The organism is Cypionkella psychrotolerans, assembly GCF_001294535.1.
Lineage (GTDB): Bacteria > Pseudomonadota > Alphaproteobacteria > Rhodobacterales > Rhodobacteraceae > Cypionkella > Cypionkella psychrotolerans.
The window spans coordinates 47,734-62,882 of record NZ_LGIC01000088.1 but is presented as its reverse complement, the minus strand read 5'-3'; the positions used below and the strand labels follow the sequence as shown (position 1 = coordinate 62,882).

The 15,149-nt window shown below is 60.3% G+C and carries 14 protein-coding genes; 11 read left to right on the top strand and 3 right to left on the bottom strand.

Translation table 11 applies throughout. The features are described 5' to 3' along the window. The first annotated feature begins 11 nt into the window (after positions 1-11). The 4 genes from AKV04_RS22875 to AKV04_RS22860 all read left to right on the top strand — a co-directional run bounded on the left by AKV04_RS22875 (position 12) and on the right by AKV04_RS22860 (position 4,352). Positions 12-428 (top strand): RidA family protein, encoded by a 417-nt coding sequence (locus AKV04_RS22875; RefSeq protein ID WP_054008724.1) that lies wholly within the window; start codon positions 12-14, stop codon positions 426-428. A 90-nt stretch (positions 429-518) separates the two neighbouring features. Next, a complete protein-coding gene (locus tag AKV04_RS22870) occupies positions 519-1,190 on the top strand; it encodes a DUF1028 domain-containing protein (protein WP_054008723.1) in 672 nt (223 codons plus the stop codon). A gap of 63 nt (positions 1,191-1,253) precedes the next feature. Beyond that, positions 1,254-2,198, top strand: coding sequence for a LysR substrate-binding domain-containing protein (locus AKV04_RS22865; RefSeq protein ID WP_054008722.1), 945 nt, complete (start codon positions 1,254-1,256; stop codon positions 2,196-2,198). A 90-nt stretch (positions 2,199-2,288) separates the two neighbouring features. Continuing rightward, the gene (locus tag AKV04_RS22860) at positions 2,289-4,352 is read left to right on the top strand and encodes an oxidoreductase (RefSeq protein ID WP_054008721.1); all 2,064 of its coding nucleotides are present in this window, start codon (positions 2,289-2,291) and stop codon (positions 4,350-4,352) included. 12 nt (positions 4,353-4,364) lie between these two features. Here AKV04_RS22860 and AKV04_RS22855 read toward each other — a convergent pair whose 3' ends face one another. Beyond that, positions 4,365-4,829 (bottom strand): RrF2 family transcriptional regulator, encoded by a 465-nt coding sequence (locus AKV04_RS22855; protein ID WP_054008720.1) that lies wholly within the window; start codon positions 4,827-4,829, stop codon positions 4,365-4,367. Positions 4,830-5,129: 300 nt separating this feature from the next. Here AKV04_RS22855 and AKV04_RS26370 point away from each other — a divergent pair, with 300 nt between their 5' ends. Further along, the gene (locus AKV04_RS26370; protein WP_156317777.1) at positions 5,130-5,288 is read left to right on the top strand and encodes a hypothetical protein; all 159 of its coding nucleotides are present in this window, start codon (positions 5,130-5,132) and stop codon (positions 5,286-5,288) included. Between the two features lie 86 nt (positions 5,289-5,374). Then, positions 5,375-6,313, top strand: coding sequence for an NAD(P)-dependent oxidoreductase (locus tag AKV04_RS22850; protein WP_268871819.1), 939 nt, complete (start codon positions 5,375-5,377; stop codon positions 6,311-6,313). An 84-nt stretch (positions 6,314-6,397) separates the two neighbouring features. Here the strand turns inward: AKV04_RS22850 and AKV04_RS22845 are convergent, their stop codons facing one another. Beyond that, positions 6,398-7,675, bottom strand: coding sequence for an ROK family transcriptional regulator (locus tag AKV04_RS22845; RefSeq protein WP_054008718.1), 1,278 nt, complete (start codon positions 7,673-7,675; stop codon positions 6,398-6,400). Positions 7,676-7,888: 213 nt separating this feature from the next. On the opposite strand from AKV04_RS22845, the gene AKV04_RS22840 reads away from it, so the two are divergent. The 5 genes from AKV04_RS22840 (at position 7,889) to AKV04_RS22820 (ending at position 14,170) form a co-directional block, all read left to right on the top strand. Next, entirely contained in the window at positions 7,889-8,914 is a 1,026-nt protein-coding gene (locus AKV04_RS22840; protein WP_054008717.1) for a substrate-binding domain-containing protein, read from the top strand. Between the two features lie 193 nt (positions 8,915-9,107). Then, positions 9,108-10,463, top strand: coding sequence for a sugar ABC transporter permease (locus AKV04_RS22835; protein WP_054008716.1), 1,356 nt, complete (start codon positions 9,108-9,110; stop codon positions 10,461-10,463). A gap of 11 nt (positions 10,464-10,474) precedes the next feature. Beyond that, the gene (locus AKV04_RS22830; protein ID WP_054008715.1) at positions 10,475-11,233 is read left to right on the top strand and encodes an ATP-binding cassette domain-containing protein; all 759 of its coding nucleotides are present in this window, start codon (positions 10,475-10,477) and stop codon (positions 11,231-11,233) included. 63 nt (positions 11,234-11,296) lie between these two features. Further along, the gene (locus AKV04_RS22825; RefSeq protein WP_054008714.1) at positions 11,297-12,595 is read left to right on the top strand and encodes a vanadium-dependent haloperoxidase; all 1,299 of its coding nucleotides are present in this window, start codon (positions 11,297-11,299) and stop codon (positions 12,593-12,595) included. A 3-nt stretch (positions 12,596-12,598) separates the two neighbouring features. Beyond that, on the top strand, positions 12,599-14,170 hold the full coding sequence (locus tag AKV04_RS22820) for a CRTAC1 family protein (protein WP_054008713.1): 1,572 nt from the start codon (positions 12,599-12,601) through the stop codon (positions 14,168-14,170). Here the strand turns inward: AKV04_RS22820 and AKV04_RS22815 are convergent. After that, complete coding sequence (locus AKV04_RS22815; RefSeq protein WP_054008712.1) at positions 14,167-15,147, bottom strand: aldose epimerase family protein; 981 nt, start codon at positions 15,145-15,147, stop codon at positions 14,167-14,169. The two genes, AKV04_RS22820 and AKV04_RS22815, sit on opposite strands and share 4 nt — an antisense overlap. Positions 15,148-15,149: the final 2 nt, after the last annotated feature.

The following is a 15,149-nucleotide window of genomic DNA, read 5'->3' as shown; positions in this document are numbered from 1 at the left end:
AGCAGGACAAAATGACCATCACCCGCTACCGTAAATTCAACACCAAAGTCACCTACCCCGAGCAAAACCTCGACAACGATCTCTGCCATCTTGTCGCCACCCGTGGCGGCACCACGCTGTATTTTCGCGGCGCCTGCCCGCAAGACTTGGATACCGCCGAGAACCTCGGCAGCCATGACCCCGCCGAGCAAGCCCATAAAGTCATGAGCAATATCAAACAGATGATCGAAGAAGCTGGCGGGCGGATGGAGCATCTGGTCAAGCTTGTCGTCTACCTTACCGACGTGCGCCACCGCGAACCCGTCTACCGCGTGATGGGCGAATACATCAAAGGCGTGCATCCGGTTTGCACGGGGTTAACCGTGGTGGCTTTGGCCCGCCCGGATTGGCTGGTCGAAATTGACGCGACCGCTGTGATTCCAGACTAAGCCATTGCAAAGGTTCACCCTCTCTGCCCAAATATCCCACAGGGGTCCGGGGGGTGTGAAACCCCCGGCGCTTGGCCAAAAGGACGACATATGACCTTCTCCCTCATCGCCCGCTGCGCCAAAACCGGACAATTCGGCATGGTGATCTCGTCGTCCTCGCCCGCCGTCGCCGCCCGCTGCGCGCATGTGCGGGCGGGGGTTGGCGCGGTCGCCAGCCAGAACATCACCGACCCGGCTTTGGGCCCGTTGTTGCTGGACGCACTGGCGAAGGGCAAGTCCGCAGATCAGGCACTGATCCACATCACAAAAGACCGTCAACATATTGATTACAGACAACTTCTGGTCATTGATGCCGCAGGGAATACCGCCATCCATTCCGGCACTCAAGTCCTCGGCATCTGGGGTGAAGCCCAAGGCAAAGACTGCGCCGCAGGCGGCAATCTGCTGGCAAACGCGACTATCCCGGCCGCGATGATTACCGCCTTTGAAACCGCTAAAGGCCATCTCGGCGGCCGCCTGATGGCCGCACTGACCGCAGGTCAGGCGGCGGGCGGCGAGGCTGGCCCGGTTCATTCGGCGGGGATGAAAATCGCCGACACACTCGATTGGCCCTTGGTCGATCTGCGGATTGATTGGTCCGGCACCCCGATCCAAGACCTTGAAATTGCTTGGAAAATTTACCGCCCGCAGATGGCAGCCTATGTTCAGCGCGCGCAAGATCCTACTCAAGCCCCGTCTTACGGTGTGCCCGGCGACGAATAGATTTGCCGCGGGTATCGCAATATGCTTAGGCTGTCCCTAATCCAAAACCGGGAACAGCCCCAGATGCCGCTTCGCTTCACGCTTCGTCAGTTGGAATACCTCGTCGCCGTCGGCGATAGCGGTTCGATCGCGCTTGCGGCGGAAAAGGTTAACGTCTCCAGCCCCTCGATCTCCGCCGCGATCTCACAGCTGGAGGCGGAATTTGGCCTCGCCCTGTTCGTGCGCAAACACGCGCACGGCCTATCCTTGACCCAAGGCGGCAAGCAATTCGTCGCCCAGGCCAAGCAGGTGCTGACCGAGGCCGGAAAGCTGAACGAACTTGCCAATCAGATCACTGGCAAAGTGCGCGGCCCACTTTCCGTCGGCTGCCTCGTCACCTTCGCGCAGATGGTTCTGCCGCAACTGCGCCACAGCTTTGTGCAGGCCTTCCCCGAGGTGGATTTCACCCAAGTCGAGCTGAACCAAGTCGAAATCTTCGCCGCCCTGCGCTCGGCCAATCTCGACATCGCGCTGACCTATGATCTTGATATTCCCTCTGATCTCAGCTTCGTCCCGCTTGTCACGCTGCCGCCCTACGCGGTGATGCCCCTGCATCACCCGCTTGCACAGCGCGATCACGTCACCCCGCGCGATCTGGCGGAATATCCGATGATCCTGCTCGATCTGCCGCTGTCGTCCGACTATTTTCTGTCACATTTCAGCGCCAACAACCTGCGCCCCAATATCGTCGAGCGCACGCGTGACATGGGCGTGATGCAGTCGATGGTCGCCAATGGTTTTGGCTATTCCATCGCCAATATCCGCCCCTTGACCGACGCCGCCCCCGATGGCCGCCGCCTGCGCTATGTGCCGCTCACAGGGGCGGTGCGTCCGATGAAACTTGGCCTCGCTTTGGCCGAAGGCGCCGGGATTTCGTTAACCGTGCAAGCCTTTATCGACCACGCCCGCGCCGAGATCACGCTGGATTCCACCCCCGGCCTGCATCTGAAAGTGCCGCGCAGCAGATAAGGCGTAGCCTAAGTCACGCTTCACCAACGCGTGCTTTATGCCAGATCCAAGCTGGCCAAAGTGCTGCGACCCCACCCGAAAGGCCGGACCATGCGCGACCCTCGTTATGACATTCTGTTTCAGCCACAAGCCATTGGTCCGTTGATCGCAAAAAACCGCTTCTATCAGGTACCGCATTGCAATGGTGCTGGCTACCGCGACCCCTCTGCCGCAGCGGCGATGCGCGGCATCAAGGCCGAGGGCGGCTGGGGGGTGATCTTTACCGAACAGACCGAAATGCACCATACCTCTGAAATCACACCGTTTATTGAGCTGCGGCTATGGGAGGATCAGGACATTCCGGCCATCGCCAAGATGGCAGCCGCGATGAAAACCCACGGCGGTCTAGCGGGGATTCAACTCGCATATTCGGGCATCAACGGCCCGAATTTCTACACCAAAGAGGTGCCGATGGCGGTCTCGCCCGGCCCGATCCGCACCTTCACCAATGATCCGGTGCAGGCGCGCGGCCTGGACAAGACCGACATCAAAAACCTGCGGCGTTGGTTCGTGAATGCGGCGAAACGCTCCAAACTGGCGGGCTTCGATCTGATCTGTCTTTACGGCGCGCATGGCTTTGGCATCTTTCAACATTTCCTATCCCGCGCCACCAACCAGCGCAGCGATGAATATGGTGGCAGCCTGGAGAACCGTTCGCGCTTCGCCCGCGAAGTGCTGTCCGATATGCGCGACGCCGTGGGCGATACGATGGCTTTGACCATGCGGGTCAGCCTCGATGAACAAATTGGAAAGCTTGGCTTTTCCAATGCCGAACTGCGTGATTTCATCGCAATGAATGGCGATCTGCCCGACCTTTGGGATCTGGCACAAGGCACTTGGGAGGATTGCTCTGGCCCAAGTCGTTTCAGAGAGGAAGCCGCGCAAGAAACCCTTGTCAAAGGCATTCGCGAGCTGACCAGCCGCCCGGTCGTGGGCGTCGGTCGCTTCACCAGCCCTGATGTGATGGCGAAAATGATCCGCCAAGGCACGCTCGATTTCATCGGCTGTGCGCGGCCCTCGATCGCCGATCCGTTCCTGCCAAAAAAGATCGAGGAAGGCCGCATCGAAGATATCCGCGAATGCATCGGCTGCAATATTTGCGTCGCCGGCGACATGACCCAAAGCATCAGCCGCTGCACGCAGAACCCGACCTTCATGGAAGAATGGCGCAAAGGCTGGCATCCCGAGACGATGAACGCCAAAGGTCCCAGCCAAAACGTGCTGATCGTCGGCGCTGGTCCGGCGGGTCTGGAAGCCGCCCGCGCCCTGTCACTGCGCGGCTATGATGTGGCTTTGGCCGAAGCAGGCACAACCCTCGGCGGCCGCGTCGCCAAGGAACGCCTGCTACCGGGGCTGTCGGCTTGGGGTCGTGTTGCCGATTATCGCGCCTATCAGATCAGCCAGCGCCCGAATGTGCAGACCTATTTCGAAAGCCGCCTGAGTGCCGAAGACATCCTCGGCTTTGGCTTCCAGCATATCGCCATCGCCACAGGTGCGCTCTGGCGGGCAGATGGCGTCGCGCGGATGCATGTCGAACCAATCCCGAGCCAAGGCCTGCCCGTCTATACCCCGGATGATCTGATGGCGGGTCGCCTGCCCACCGGACGCGTCACGGTGTTTGATGACGATCACTACTATATGGGCGGGGTTTTGGCGGAACTTCTGGCACAAAACGGCTGCGAGGTGACACTGATCACCCCCTCGGCCTATGTATCGGATTGGACGCTGAACACCCTCGAACAAGCTTCGATCCATCGCAAACTGGCAGCGGCTGGCGTCAAGATCGTGCTGAACACCGGGGTGATTGCGCTGAATGATCAAGGCGTTACCACCGCCTGCGTCTACACCGGCAGTGAAGGCCATATCGACGCGGAAGCCGTCGTGATGGTTGCCAGCCGCATCGCACAAGACCAGCTTTACCGCGATCTGCAAGCCCGCGCGGCGGATTGGGCCGATGCGGGCATCCTGTCGGTCAAGCTGATCGGCGATGCCTGCGCCCCCGGCCCGATTGCTTGGGCAACCTATGCCGGTCATCGCTATGCCCGCGAATTGGATATGCCCGATCTCGGCGACGCCCTGCCGTTCCGCCGCGAAGTCACGGCGTTGCAAGACTAAACCCAGCGACGCTTAAGACGCCAACGGCTCGCTTAGCACTTGGGCAGCCACCGCACCCGAGCGCAGCATATCCGCCAAGGTCAGCGATTCAATCAGCAGCAGGTATGACCAGAAAATATCGGCAAATACCTTGCGGATGCGGCAGCTTTCCTCGTCAACACAATCCTCGCAACGCTGATAAGCGCGGCGCGACAGGCACGGCAACGGCGCAATCGGGCCGTCGATCAGCCGCAGCAGCTCGGAAATCGAAATCTCCGCAGGTGGTTTGATCAGCTGATAGCCGCCCGAGCGCCCGCGGGTTGACGCGATAATACCCGCGTTGCGCACTTCCAGCAGAATATGCTCCAAAAACCGTTTCGGCGTGCCAGAGCGCTTGGCGATCGCTTCGATCGTCAAGGCCTCGGGCGCGGGCATCGCTGCCGCATCCGCCAACACCAACAGCGCCTTCAACGCATATTTCATCTTTTGTGTAATCATCTCCAAGACCTAACTGGCGTGGAAAAAGGAATCAATCCGCGCGAGGCGGGATTGTAAAAAAACTTGACACGAAAGCCCCTGCGTGACGGTTTTGCGGGAGATGGCCGCCTGAGCCCGCCGCAAGCCAACAATCGCCGATGGATCAGCAGCCCTGAAACCCCAGAAATCACTGCGAAAACCGCCCATCCGCGTCACCCGAATCAATCACGATATATTTGATAGATTAATAATGCTTTCGCGACTCACAAAAGCTTGATAATGTAGTGGCACGATCCATCCAAAGCTGCACAGGATGTTCAAATGACTCAGACCATGTCTCAGCGCCCGTCGCGGCGCGCAACGTATCTTGCTCTGGTTGTGTTTGGTTTGGCCTATATCGGCGTGATGGTGATCATTTTCGCCCCCGAAGGCAGCCTTTCCAGCCGCAACCCGCTGATGTCGGCAGAGCAGACCGAATAACTTGATCCATCACGAAAGGCAGGCCAGCGCGGCCTGCCTTTTGCGTTCAGGCCCCGCTTGACGCGCTGCGTCAAACAACACCCAGCTTGAAACTCCGCCGCCGCGATGTAACTCTGCCCCAAACATTGGGGGCGATCATGGCACAGGTGCGGGTGGGATTTGTCGGTTTGGGCCTGATGGGTCAGGGCATGGCCGCGAATATCGTGGCTAAGGGCTATCCGCTGGTTGTCCACGCCCATCGCAACCGCGCGCCCGTCGAGGATCTGATCGCCCGTGGTGCGGCCGAGGCCACATCCTTGGCCGACCTCGCTCGTGCTTGCGATGTGATCTTCCTCTGCCTGTCCGGCTCGCCGCAGGTGACCGAGGTGGTGGCCGCCCTTAAACCCGGCCTTGCCCCCGGTGCGGTGCTGGTCGACTGCTCCACCTCAGACCCGGTGGTGACCGAAAGTTTGGCCCGCGATCTGGCAGCCATCGGCGTTAATTTCGCCGACGCCCCGCTCAGCCGCACCCCGAAAGAGGCTTGGGCGGGCACGCTCGATTGCATGGTGGGGGCCACGCCTGAGGTGTTCGCCCGCATCCAGCCGATCATCGCAACTTGGGCGGGCAAGATCGTGCATATTGGAGGGGTCGGCGATGGCCACCGCATGAAACTTCTGAACAATTTCATCTCACTCGGCTATGCCGCGATCTATGCCGAGGCGATTGCGCTGTCGGAAAAGGTCGGCATCCCGATTGCGGCGCTTGACAGCGTTATTCGCGGCGGTCGGATGGACTGCGGCTTTTATCAAACCTTTATGGCCTGTGCTTTGGAGGGCAACCGCGAGTCGCATCGCTTCACCATCAGCAATGCTTACAAAGACTTGCGCTATCTGGAATCAATGGCGAACGATGCCAAAGTGGTCACCAGCATGGCCTCTGCCGCGAAAAACGCCTTCACCTATGCGATGGCCAATGGCGGCGATGGCCCAGCAGATTATGTCCCGCATCTCGCCGATTTCACCGCCAAGCTGAACGGCATTCCCTAAACTTTGACTAAAATTATCATCCTCTGTGCTCAAATATCCCACGGGGGTCTGGGGGTGTGAAACCCCCAGTTCAACCCCGCAAACCTACTGCGCCGCCAACTCGCGCGGGGCGGTCAAAATCCGCTCGGTCACCGCAGACAAAGCCAAAGCCGCCGCGCCATGCGCCCAGAGCAGATCGCCCCAAGCGTGGATCTCAATCGGCGGCCGCGGACGCCCGGTGTTGATCACCAGATTGTCCATCTCAGCCAAAGTCTCCGCCGCATAAAGGTAGTCAAACTTCAGCCGCTCACCCGACAGAATGATCAGCGCCGGATCAAATAGATTGACCACATTCGCCAACCCCACCGCCAGATACCGCCCAGCCCGTCGAAAAATGCTGCGCGCCGTGGCATCGCCCGCCTGCGCGTGATCATAAAGACTCTCCAAAAGCACCGAAATCGACTGACCATCGCGATGCCCCCAATTCAGCGCCGTGGTCGCCTCGCGCGCCAAGGCGTAATCGGCGACATAAGCCTCCAGACAGCCCCTTTGCCCACAGCGACACAAAGCGCCATCGAGCTGCACCTTGGTATGGCCCAACTCCAACCCCAGGCGTTGCGCGCCGCGATAAATCCGGTGGTTCATCACAAAGCCCATGCCCACGCCATGCTCAAACGTCACCACAGCGAAATCCGCCAAACTCCGCCCTGCCCCGAACCATAATTCCGCCAAAGCCACCAGATTGGCGTCGTTGTCGATGCTCACAGGCAGACCCAGCCGCTCTTGCGCAGCCAGTGCCAAAGGCACCGCGCGCTCGGTCAGGGTCGAGGACCAGAGCACCACACCCTCCGCCTGATCGACAAACCCCGGCAGGCCGACCCCCACCCCCGACAAAGCCGCCCGCGCGATCCCGGCGTTCTCACACACCCGGTTCAGCAAAGCCTCCATCGCGTCCAGCATTTCCGCCACGGGCATCGGGCCGGGCCTGCGCGGCACCACCTCATTCGCCAGCAGATTGCCCGCGAAATCGACGATCACGGCAGAATGTTCGCGGTCGGACATCTTCATGCCCGCCACCAGATGCGCCTGTGCGCGTACCCCCAAAGCCACCGCTGGCCGCCCCCGCCCCAGTTCAGGGTCCCGCGGCGCGCTGACCTCCTCGATCAACCCGGCCTCAATCAATTCCGAGGTAATCGTCGTCACCGAGGCCGGCGAGACGCCCAAATCTTTCGCCACCTGCACCCTTGCAATCAGCCCTGCAGCGCGCACCCGCTCAAACACCTGCTGGCGCAAGGGTCGCATTGATTCGGACAACGGAGCAATCAGTGGGCCACAACCCAAGCCCCCCGCTTTTGCCGTTTCTGCGCCGCCAAAACCCGCCATTTATTTGATCTCCGAACAAAAACAAGGCGAAATTGTTCTCACACGATCTATTATTGCTGCAATGCAGCGCAGATTTGCGAGATATTCCGGCGCTTCTGTTCTCGCCTATCAGTTTTATTTTGACAACTGAATTTATTCGCGGCAATTTTCGCACAGTTCTAGCGAATCTGCGGAACAGGTCATACGCTGGCCGAATCCATAGGGAGGATAAAAATGCGTAAGGTCATTATGCTTGCGGTCATCGCCGCAGCGGGTTTTTCGTCGGCTGCTTTGGCAGAAGGCAAGAAAATTGGCGTGTCTTGGGCGCAGTTCCAAGAAGAGCGTTGGAAGATCGACGAAGCCGCAATGAAGGCCGCGATCGAAGCCGCTGGCGACGAATATATCTCGGCTGACGCGCAGTCGTCATCAGAGAAACAACTGTCCGATGTTGACGCGCTGATCGCTCAGGGCGCCAATGTTCTGATCATCAATGCATGGGACAAAGACGCCATTGGCCCAGCCATTGAGAAAGCCGCTGCCGAAGGTATCCCGGTTGTCGGCTACGACCGTCTGATAGAAGACGCCCGCGCCTTCTATCTGACCTTCGACAACGTCGGCGTCGGCAAAATCATCGCCGAAGAAGTCATGAAGGCCAAACCCGATGGCAACTACGCCATCATCAAGGGCGATCCCGGTGATCCGAACGCGGACTTCCTGCGTTCCGGCATGGAGCAAGTCATTGGTGAGGCTGTGAAAGCTGGCACCATCAAGATCGTCGGCGAAGTCTACACCGATGGCTGGAAGCCAGAGAATGCTCAGAAGAATATGGAGCAAATCCTGACCGCCAACAACAACGCCGTTGATGCCGTTCTGGCTGAAAACGACGGTATGGCGGGCGGCGCATCTGCTGCTTTGGCGGCACAGGGTCTTGTGGTTCCGTTGGGCGGCCAAGACGGCGATTTGGCAGCAATCAATCGTGTGGCACGTGGCACCCAGACCGTTTCGGTTTGGAAAGACTCGCGTCAACTCGGCAAAGCGGCTGGCGAAATCGCGGCTCAACTGGCTGGCGGCACCGCGATTGACGCGATTGCTGGTGCTACCAAGTTCAGCGACGGCGAGAAGCATGTCGAGATGAACGCGATCCTGCTGACCCCGACCGCGATCACCAAAGACACGCTGAACCTCGCAATCGACGGCGGCCATATCTCGAAAGCCGAAGCCTGCGAAGGCGCTATGGAAGGCGTTGCTGCCTGCCAATAAGCGGCGCAACAGGCAGATCTGCGCAATGCGGGTCTGCCAACGCACGAAACTAACGGTCCGGCGTCAGACTTTGTGCTGACGCCGGGCTTTTCCCAAGACGCAAAGCCGCAGCCTGATCAAGGGCTATTTGCAAAGGGTCAAAGCCAGATTTGGCAGCCCGCGTCGCCCCCCCTCTCACAAGCCGGACGAGGATATGACAGACACCCCCACCCACGCCCCTCAGGGCAGCGATGCCAAACTTGGCCCCATCGCGCGTTTTATCCGCGACACCGAACTTGACACCCGGATGCTTGGCATGGTCGGCGCACTGCTGCTGATCTGGTCGGCGTTTCACTTTTATCCGATTATTGCGGGCCTTTTCAGCGGCAACGGCCTGAACATGGGCGCGGGCCTGTTCATCACCCCGCGCAACCTGTGGAACCTGTCGGTGCAAACCTCGATGACCGGGATCATGGCGACGGGGATGGTGCTGGTGATCATCACCCGCAACATTGACCTCTCGGTCGGTTCCATTGTCGGTGTCACCGGCATGGTCATGGGCATCGTGCAGGTCAACATTCTGCCGCCGATGCTCGGGCTTGGCAGCCCGGTGATCTGGATCATCACCGCCCTGATCGGCATCGTTCTGGGCGCGCTGATCGGCGCATTCCACGGCTGGCTGATCGCCTACCGCGCGATCCCCTCGTTCATCGTCACCTTGGGTGGCATGTTGGTCTGGCGTGGTGCTGCCTTCCTGACTGCTGACGGCAAAACCATCGCACCGGTCGACACCACCTTCGCCCTGCTCGGCGGTGGCCCGAGTGGCTCCGTCGGCGCGGTTGGCAGCTGGATCGTCGGTATCCTCGGCTGCATCGCCGTACTCTGGATCATCCAAGCCGGCCGCAAAACCCGCACCAAACACGGCTTCCCACAGCGCCCGATGTGGGCCGAAGGCGTCTTGGCGCTGCTCGGCTGCGGCGTGCTGATCGGCGCTGTTCTGGTGGTTAACGCCTACACTTGGCCGAAAGGCATTGTCGACGCCTATGTCAAAGCCAACCCCGACGTGGTCGTCCCCGAGGGTGGTCTGCAAATCTCGACCGGCTTTGCGATCCCGGTGCTGATCCTGATCGTCGTCGGCATCCTGATGACCATCCTGATGACCCGCACCCGCTTTGGCCGCTACGTCTTCGCCATCGGTGGCAACCCCGAGGCCGCAGCTTTGTCTGGCATCAACACCAAATGGATGACGCTGAAGATCTTCTCGCTGATGGGCCTGCTCTCGGGCCTCGCCGCCGTCGTGGCTTCGGCCCGTCTCAACGCCGCCACCAACGCCTTGGGAACGCTGGATGAATTGTACGTCATCGCCTCGGCGGTCGTCGGCGGCACCTCGCTTGCGGGCGGTGTCGGCACCATCTACGGCGCGATCATCGGCGCTTTGGTGATGCAAAGCTTGCAAACCGGCATGGTGCTGATCGGTTACGGCGATGGATCGTACCGGATGATCGCCGTCGGCGTGGCGCTGGTTCTGGCCGTCTATCTCGACAATCTGTATCGCAAGAAAACCAAGTGAGGGGTGACACCATGGCAAACACAGGCACTCCTCTGGTCGAGATGCGCGACATTTCCATCGCGTTCGGCGGCATCAAGGCCGTTGATCATGTCTCGATTGATCTGCATCCCGGCGAAGTCGTAGGGCTCTTGGGCCACAATGGCGCGGGAAAATCGACGCTGATCAAGTGTCTCTCGGGCGCGTATAAAGCCGACGCGGGCGAGATTTACATCAACGGCGCGAAGGTTGACATCAACAACCCCCGCGACGCCCGTGAGTATAATATCGAGACGATCTACCAGACCCTCGCGCTGGCCGATAACCTCAACGCTGCCTCGAACTTGTTTCTGGGTCGCGAAATTGTTGGCGCTGGCGGCTTTCTCGACGACAGCGCGATGGAGGCTGAAACCCGCAAGATCATGGCACGCCTCAACCCGAACTTCCGCAAGTTCAACGTGCCAGTCAGCGCCCTGTCGGGTGGCCAACGCCAATCCGTCGCCATCGCCCGCGCGGTGTATTTCAACGCCAAAATCCTGATCATGGATGAACCCACCGCCGCTTTGGGCCCGCAAGAAACCCAGATGGTGGCCGAGTTGATCCAAGAACTGAAGAAGCAAGGCCTCGGTATCTTCTTGATCGAACACGACATTCACGCCGTGATGGATCTGTGCGACCGCGCCGTGGTGATGAAAAACGGCCATCGCGTCGGCACGGTGAACGTCAATGAAGTCACCGACGAAGACATCCTTGGCATGATCATCATGGGCAAAAAACCGCCGCAAGCTGTCTGAAACTTCGGGCGCGGGGGCAACCTCGCGCCCTTTCTCTATCACGATCCCCGATCAGGAGCCCCCATGCAGCGCCGTCATTTCCTCGCCCTGACCGGGGCCGCTTTCGCCCTTCCGGCTTTGCCCTTGAACGCGGCCACCAGTCCCAGCGATACCCTGCTGACATGGTACAAACTGGTGCTGGAACTGGTCCGCCATACCGCCACCTACACCCCCCCAGTCGCCGCCCGCGCCTTCGGTTATCTAGGTGTCGCTGCCTACGAATCCCTCGCCTCGGCCACCGGGGCCACCAGCCTTGCCGGCCAGATCAACGGCCTCACCGCCCTGCCAGCCCGTCCCGAAGGCACTTACGACGAATCCTTCGTTCTGCACGCTGTGATGTCCGAAGCCGTCGAGACCTTCTTCGGCAACACCGGCCCCACCGGCCAACGCGCCATGGCCGCGATGCGCGACAAACTGGGCGCAAAATTGCACGAAGGCGTCGCCGAGGATGTCGCCGCCCGCTCTGCCGCCTATGGCCTCGCCGTAGCACAACATATTGAGGAATATAGTAAATCAGACGGCGGCCATGATGTGAAAAACATGGGATTCCCGATGCAATGGACCCTGCAAAAAGGCCCCGAGTTCTGGGTGCCCACCAGCCTGATCGTCCAACAACAAGCCCCCTTATTGCCCGAATGGGGCAAAAACCGCCCCTTCGCGATGCCGGTGGATAAACCCTGCACCGCAGGTGATCCACCCGCCTATTCCGAAGACCACACTTCCGAGTTCTACAAACAGGCGATGGAGGTCTACGACACCTCGAAAACCCTGACGGATGAGCAGAAAGCCATCGCGCGGTTCTGGTCGGATGACCCGATGCTGTCGCCCACCCCGCCCGGCCATTGGATCTCGATCACCCTGCAAATCCTGCACCGCGACAGCCCCGATGCCCTGCACGCCGCCGACGCTTTGGCCCGTGTCGGCATGGTGGTGAACGACGCTTTCATCGCCTGCTGGGCCGACAAAATCCACTATAACCGCATCCGCCCGGTCACCTATATCAAGCGGGTGATTGATAAAACCTGGGAGCCTTTGCTGATTACCCCGCCCTTCGCCGAATATCCCTCGGGCCATTCCACCCAATCGGGTGCCGCCGCCGAGGTGCTGACAGCGGTGTTCAGTGAGAACTTCGCGTTTGACGATGCCACCCACGCCGATGACGGCATCAAACCGCGCCATTTCGCCGATTTCCAAAGCGCTGCCGCCGAGGCCGCAATCTCCCGCCTCTACGGCGGCATCCATTTCCGCGCTGCAAACGAGAACGGTCTGCGCCAGGGCGTCGAAGTCGGCGGTTTCATCAACGCCTTGAAAACACTGGCCTGATCCATGAAAATCGCAAGCCTCGCCCTCACGCTGCTGCCCCTCGCGGCTTACGCCGAAACCACCCCACCGCCACCACCCGCACCCTTGGTCCCCAGCTTCACCGAACAAACCGCCACCGCAGGCGTCAATCATATCTACGCAGGCGATTGGGAATATATGGTCGGCGGCGGCGTCTCAACCTTCGACTGCAACGCCGACTCCCGCCCCGATCTGATCATCGCAGGCGGCGCCAATCCGGCGAAACTGTTCGTCAACCAAAGCGAAAACGGCGGCGATCTTAGCTTTACCGAAACCCCAAGCGGTTTAGAGCGCACGGACGTCCTCGGTGCCTATCCCATCGACATCGACAGCGACACCATCCCCGACATCGTCCTGCTGCGCCAAGGCGAAAACGAAGTGATGAAGGGCCTCGGCAACTGCAAATTTGAACGCGCGAATGAGGCTTGGGGCTTCGATGGCGGCAAAGCCTGGTCCGCCGCCTTCGCCGCCACTTGGGAAAAAGACCAATCCTGGCCCACCTTGGCCATCGGTAACTACATCGACGTCACCCAAGACATGTTCCCTTGGGGCTCCTGCACCGACAACTGGCTACACCGCCCCGACGGCCAAAAATTCGCCCCGCCCACCCCGCTCAAACGCAGCTTCTGCGCGCTGTCGATGCTGTTCTCCGACTGGAACCGCTCCGGCACCCCCAGCTTGCGCGTCGCCAACGACCGCGAATATTACAAAGGCGGGCAAGAGCAACTCTGGCACATCGACCCCGGCAAGGAACCCGTGCTTTACACCGAGAAAGAAGGTTGGAAACGCCTGCGCATCTGGGGCATGGGGCTCGCCAGCTACGATCTGAACTTCGACGGATACCCAGAGTATTTCGTCACCTCAATGGCCGATAACAAGCTGCAAACATTGACAGAAATCCCATCCGACGGCGCCCCCAAAGCCACCTTTAAAGACGTGGCCTATCCCAAACACGCCATCGCGCAACGCCCCTATACCGGAGACGATCTCAACCCCTCAACTGGCTGGCACGCCCAGTTTGAAGACGTCAACAATGACGGCCTCGCCGACCTGTTTATCGCCAAAGGCAACGTCGATGCGATGCCGGATTTCGCTCTAAAGGATCCCAACAACCTGCTGCTACAACGCGCCGATGGCACGTTTGAAGAATCCGGTGACCGCGCGGGCGTTGCTGCAACCGGCCTGTCGCGCGGTGCCGCCCTCGCCGATCTGAACGCCGATGGCCTGGTCGATCTGGTCGTGGTTAACCGCCGCGAGCCTGCGCAAATCTGGCGCAACACCACCAAATCCCCCAACCACTGGCTTGATTTGACGCTCACTCAAACTGCCCCCAACACCGATGCCATCGGCGCTTGGGTCGAGGTGAAGATGCCCGACCATATCCAGCGCCGTGAAATCACCATCGGTGGCGGTCAAGCCGGCGGCAATCTCGGCCCCCGCCATTTCGGTCTAGGCGATCTGGCGCAGGCCGAGGTCCGGGTGATCTGGCCGGATGGCACGACAGGCGCGTGGGAAATGCTTAACGCCAACGCAGCGTATCACTTGCAAAAGCCCTAATCGGCCACGAAGAATTCAAACGCCATCTCATGCCGATCAACCCCTCCGGCCTTCACCACGGCCGAGGGATACGCGGCATGGTTCGGGCTATCCGGCCAAACTTGCGTCTCCAGCGTAAACCCGGCCCGCGCGCCATAAGCAGCACCCACTTTGCCCGGCAGCCCCTCCGGCAGATAAGATCCAGTGTAAAGCTGCACGCCCGGCTGATTGGTAAACAGCCGCATCCCCCGCCCCGACACCGGATCAACCGCCACCACCGCGGGCCCCGCCCCGTCCTTCAGACAAAAGTTGTGATCAAACCCACCCGCAGGCACATCCGCGCCAATCGCTCGTAACTCTCTGAAATCAAACGGTGTTCCCGCCACGTCGACAGGCGCACCCAACGGCAGCAACGCAGCATCGACGGGCAAATACCAATCCGCGCCGATCTGCAACAGCTGGCCATCCGCCGCCCCACTGCCCTGCCCCGCCATGTTGAAATAGGCGTGGTTGACCAGATTAACCACGGTATCCGCCGCCGCCCACGCCAGCATCACAATCTGCAACCGCCCCGGCGCGGTAAACTCGTACCGCACCTCAACCTCCAAAGCGCCCGGAAACCCCATCTCACCATCAGGCGAATGTAGTCCAAACGTCACGCCCCGCGCATCCGCCCGCAGCACCTCCCACGCCCGCTTATCAAACCCAAGCGCGCCGCCGTGCAAATGGTTAACGCCCTCGTTGCAGTCGAGCTGCACCACGCCGCCCGCCCACGCAAACCGCCCGCCCGCAATCCGGTTGGCATAGCGCCCGCAGGTCGCGCCAAAATACGTCCCCGGATGGTCGAGATAGCCCTGCACATCATCATGCCCCAGCACAATGTCAGCCAAAGCGCCGCCCCGCCCAGGAACCCACAACTGCATCAGCCTTGCCCCATAAGAGCTTAAAACCGCTGAACAATCCGCCCCATCGCTGATTATGAAAACCTCCGCATCCATTC

Excerpts from the sequence above, each read along its gene's own strand:
- AKV04_RS22820 (WP_054008713.1), top strand. The coding sequence starts at position 12,599 with ATGAAAATCGCAAGCCTCGCCCTCACGCTGCTGCCCCTCGCGGCTTAC.
- AKV04_RS22855 (WP_054008720.1), bottom strand. The coding sequence starts at position 4,829 with ATGATTACACAAAAGATGAAATATGCGTTGAAGGCGCTGTTGGTGTTG.
- AKV04_RS22830 (WP_054008715.1), top strand. The coding sequence starts at position 10,475 with ATGGCAAACACAGGCACTCCTCTGGTCGAGATGCGCGACATTTCCATC.
- AKV04_RS22860 (WP_054008721.1), top strand. The coding sequence starts at position 2,289 with ATGCGCGACCCTCGTTATGACATTCTGTTTCAGCCACAAGCCATTGGT.
- AKV04_RS26370 (WP_156317777.1), top strand. The coding sequence starts at position 5,130 with ATGACTCAGACCATGTCTCAGCGCCCGTCGCGGCGCGCAACGTATCTT.
- AKV04_RS22845 (WP_054008718.1), bottom strand. The coding sequence starts at position 7,675 with ATGGCGGGTTTTGGCGGCGCAGAAACGGCAAAAGCGGGGGGCTTGGGT.
- AKV04_RS22835 (WP_054008716.1), top strand. The coding sequence starts at position 9,108 with ATGACAGACACCCCCACCCACGCCCCTCAGGGCAGCGATGCCAAACTT.
- AKV04_RS22825 (WP_054008714.1), top strand. The coding sequence starts at position 11,297 with ATGCAGCGCCGTCATTTCCTCGCCCTGACCGGGGCCGCTTTCGCCCTT.
- AKV04_RS22870 (WP_054008723.1), top strand. The coding sequence starts at position 519 with ATGACCTTCTCCCTCATCGCCCGCTGCGCCAAAACCGGACAATTCGGC.
- AKV04_RS22815 (WP_054008712.1), bottom strand. The coding sequence starts at position 15,147 with ATGGATGCGGAGGTTTTCATAATCAGCGATGGGGCGGATTGTTCAGCG.
- AKV04_RS22875 (WP_054008724.1), top strand. The coding sequence starts at position 12 with ATGACCATCACCCGCTACCGTAAATTCAACACCAAAGTCACCTACCCC.
- AKV04_RS22840 (WP_054008717.1), top strand. The coding sequence starts at position 7,889 with ATGCGTAAGGTCATTATGCTTGCGGTCATCGCCGCAGCGGGTTTTTCG.
- AKV04_RS22865 (WP_054008722.1), top strand. The coding sequence starts at position 1,254 with ATGCCGCTTCGCTTCACGCTTCGTCAGTTGGAATACCTCGTCGCCGTC.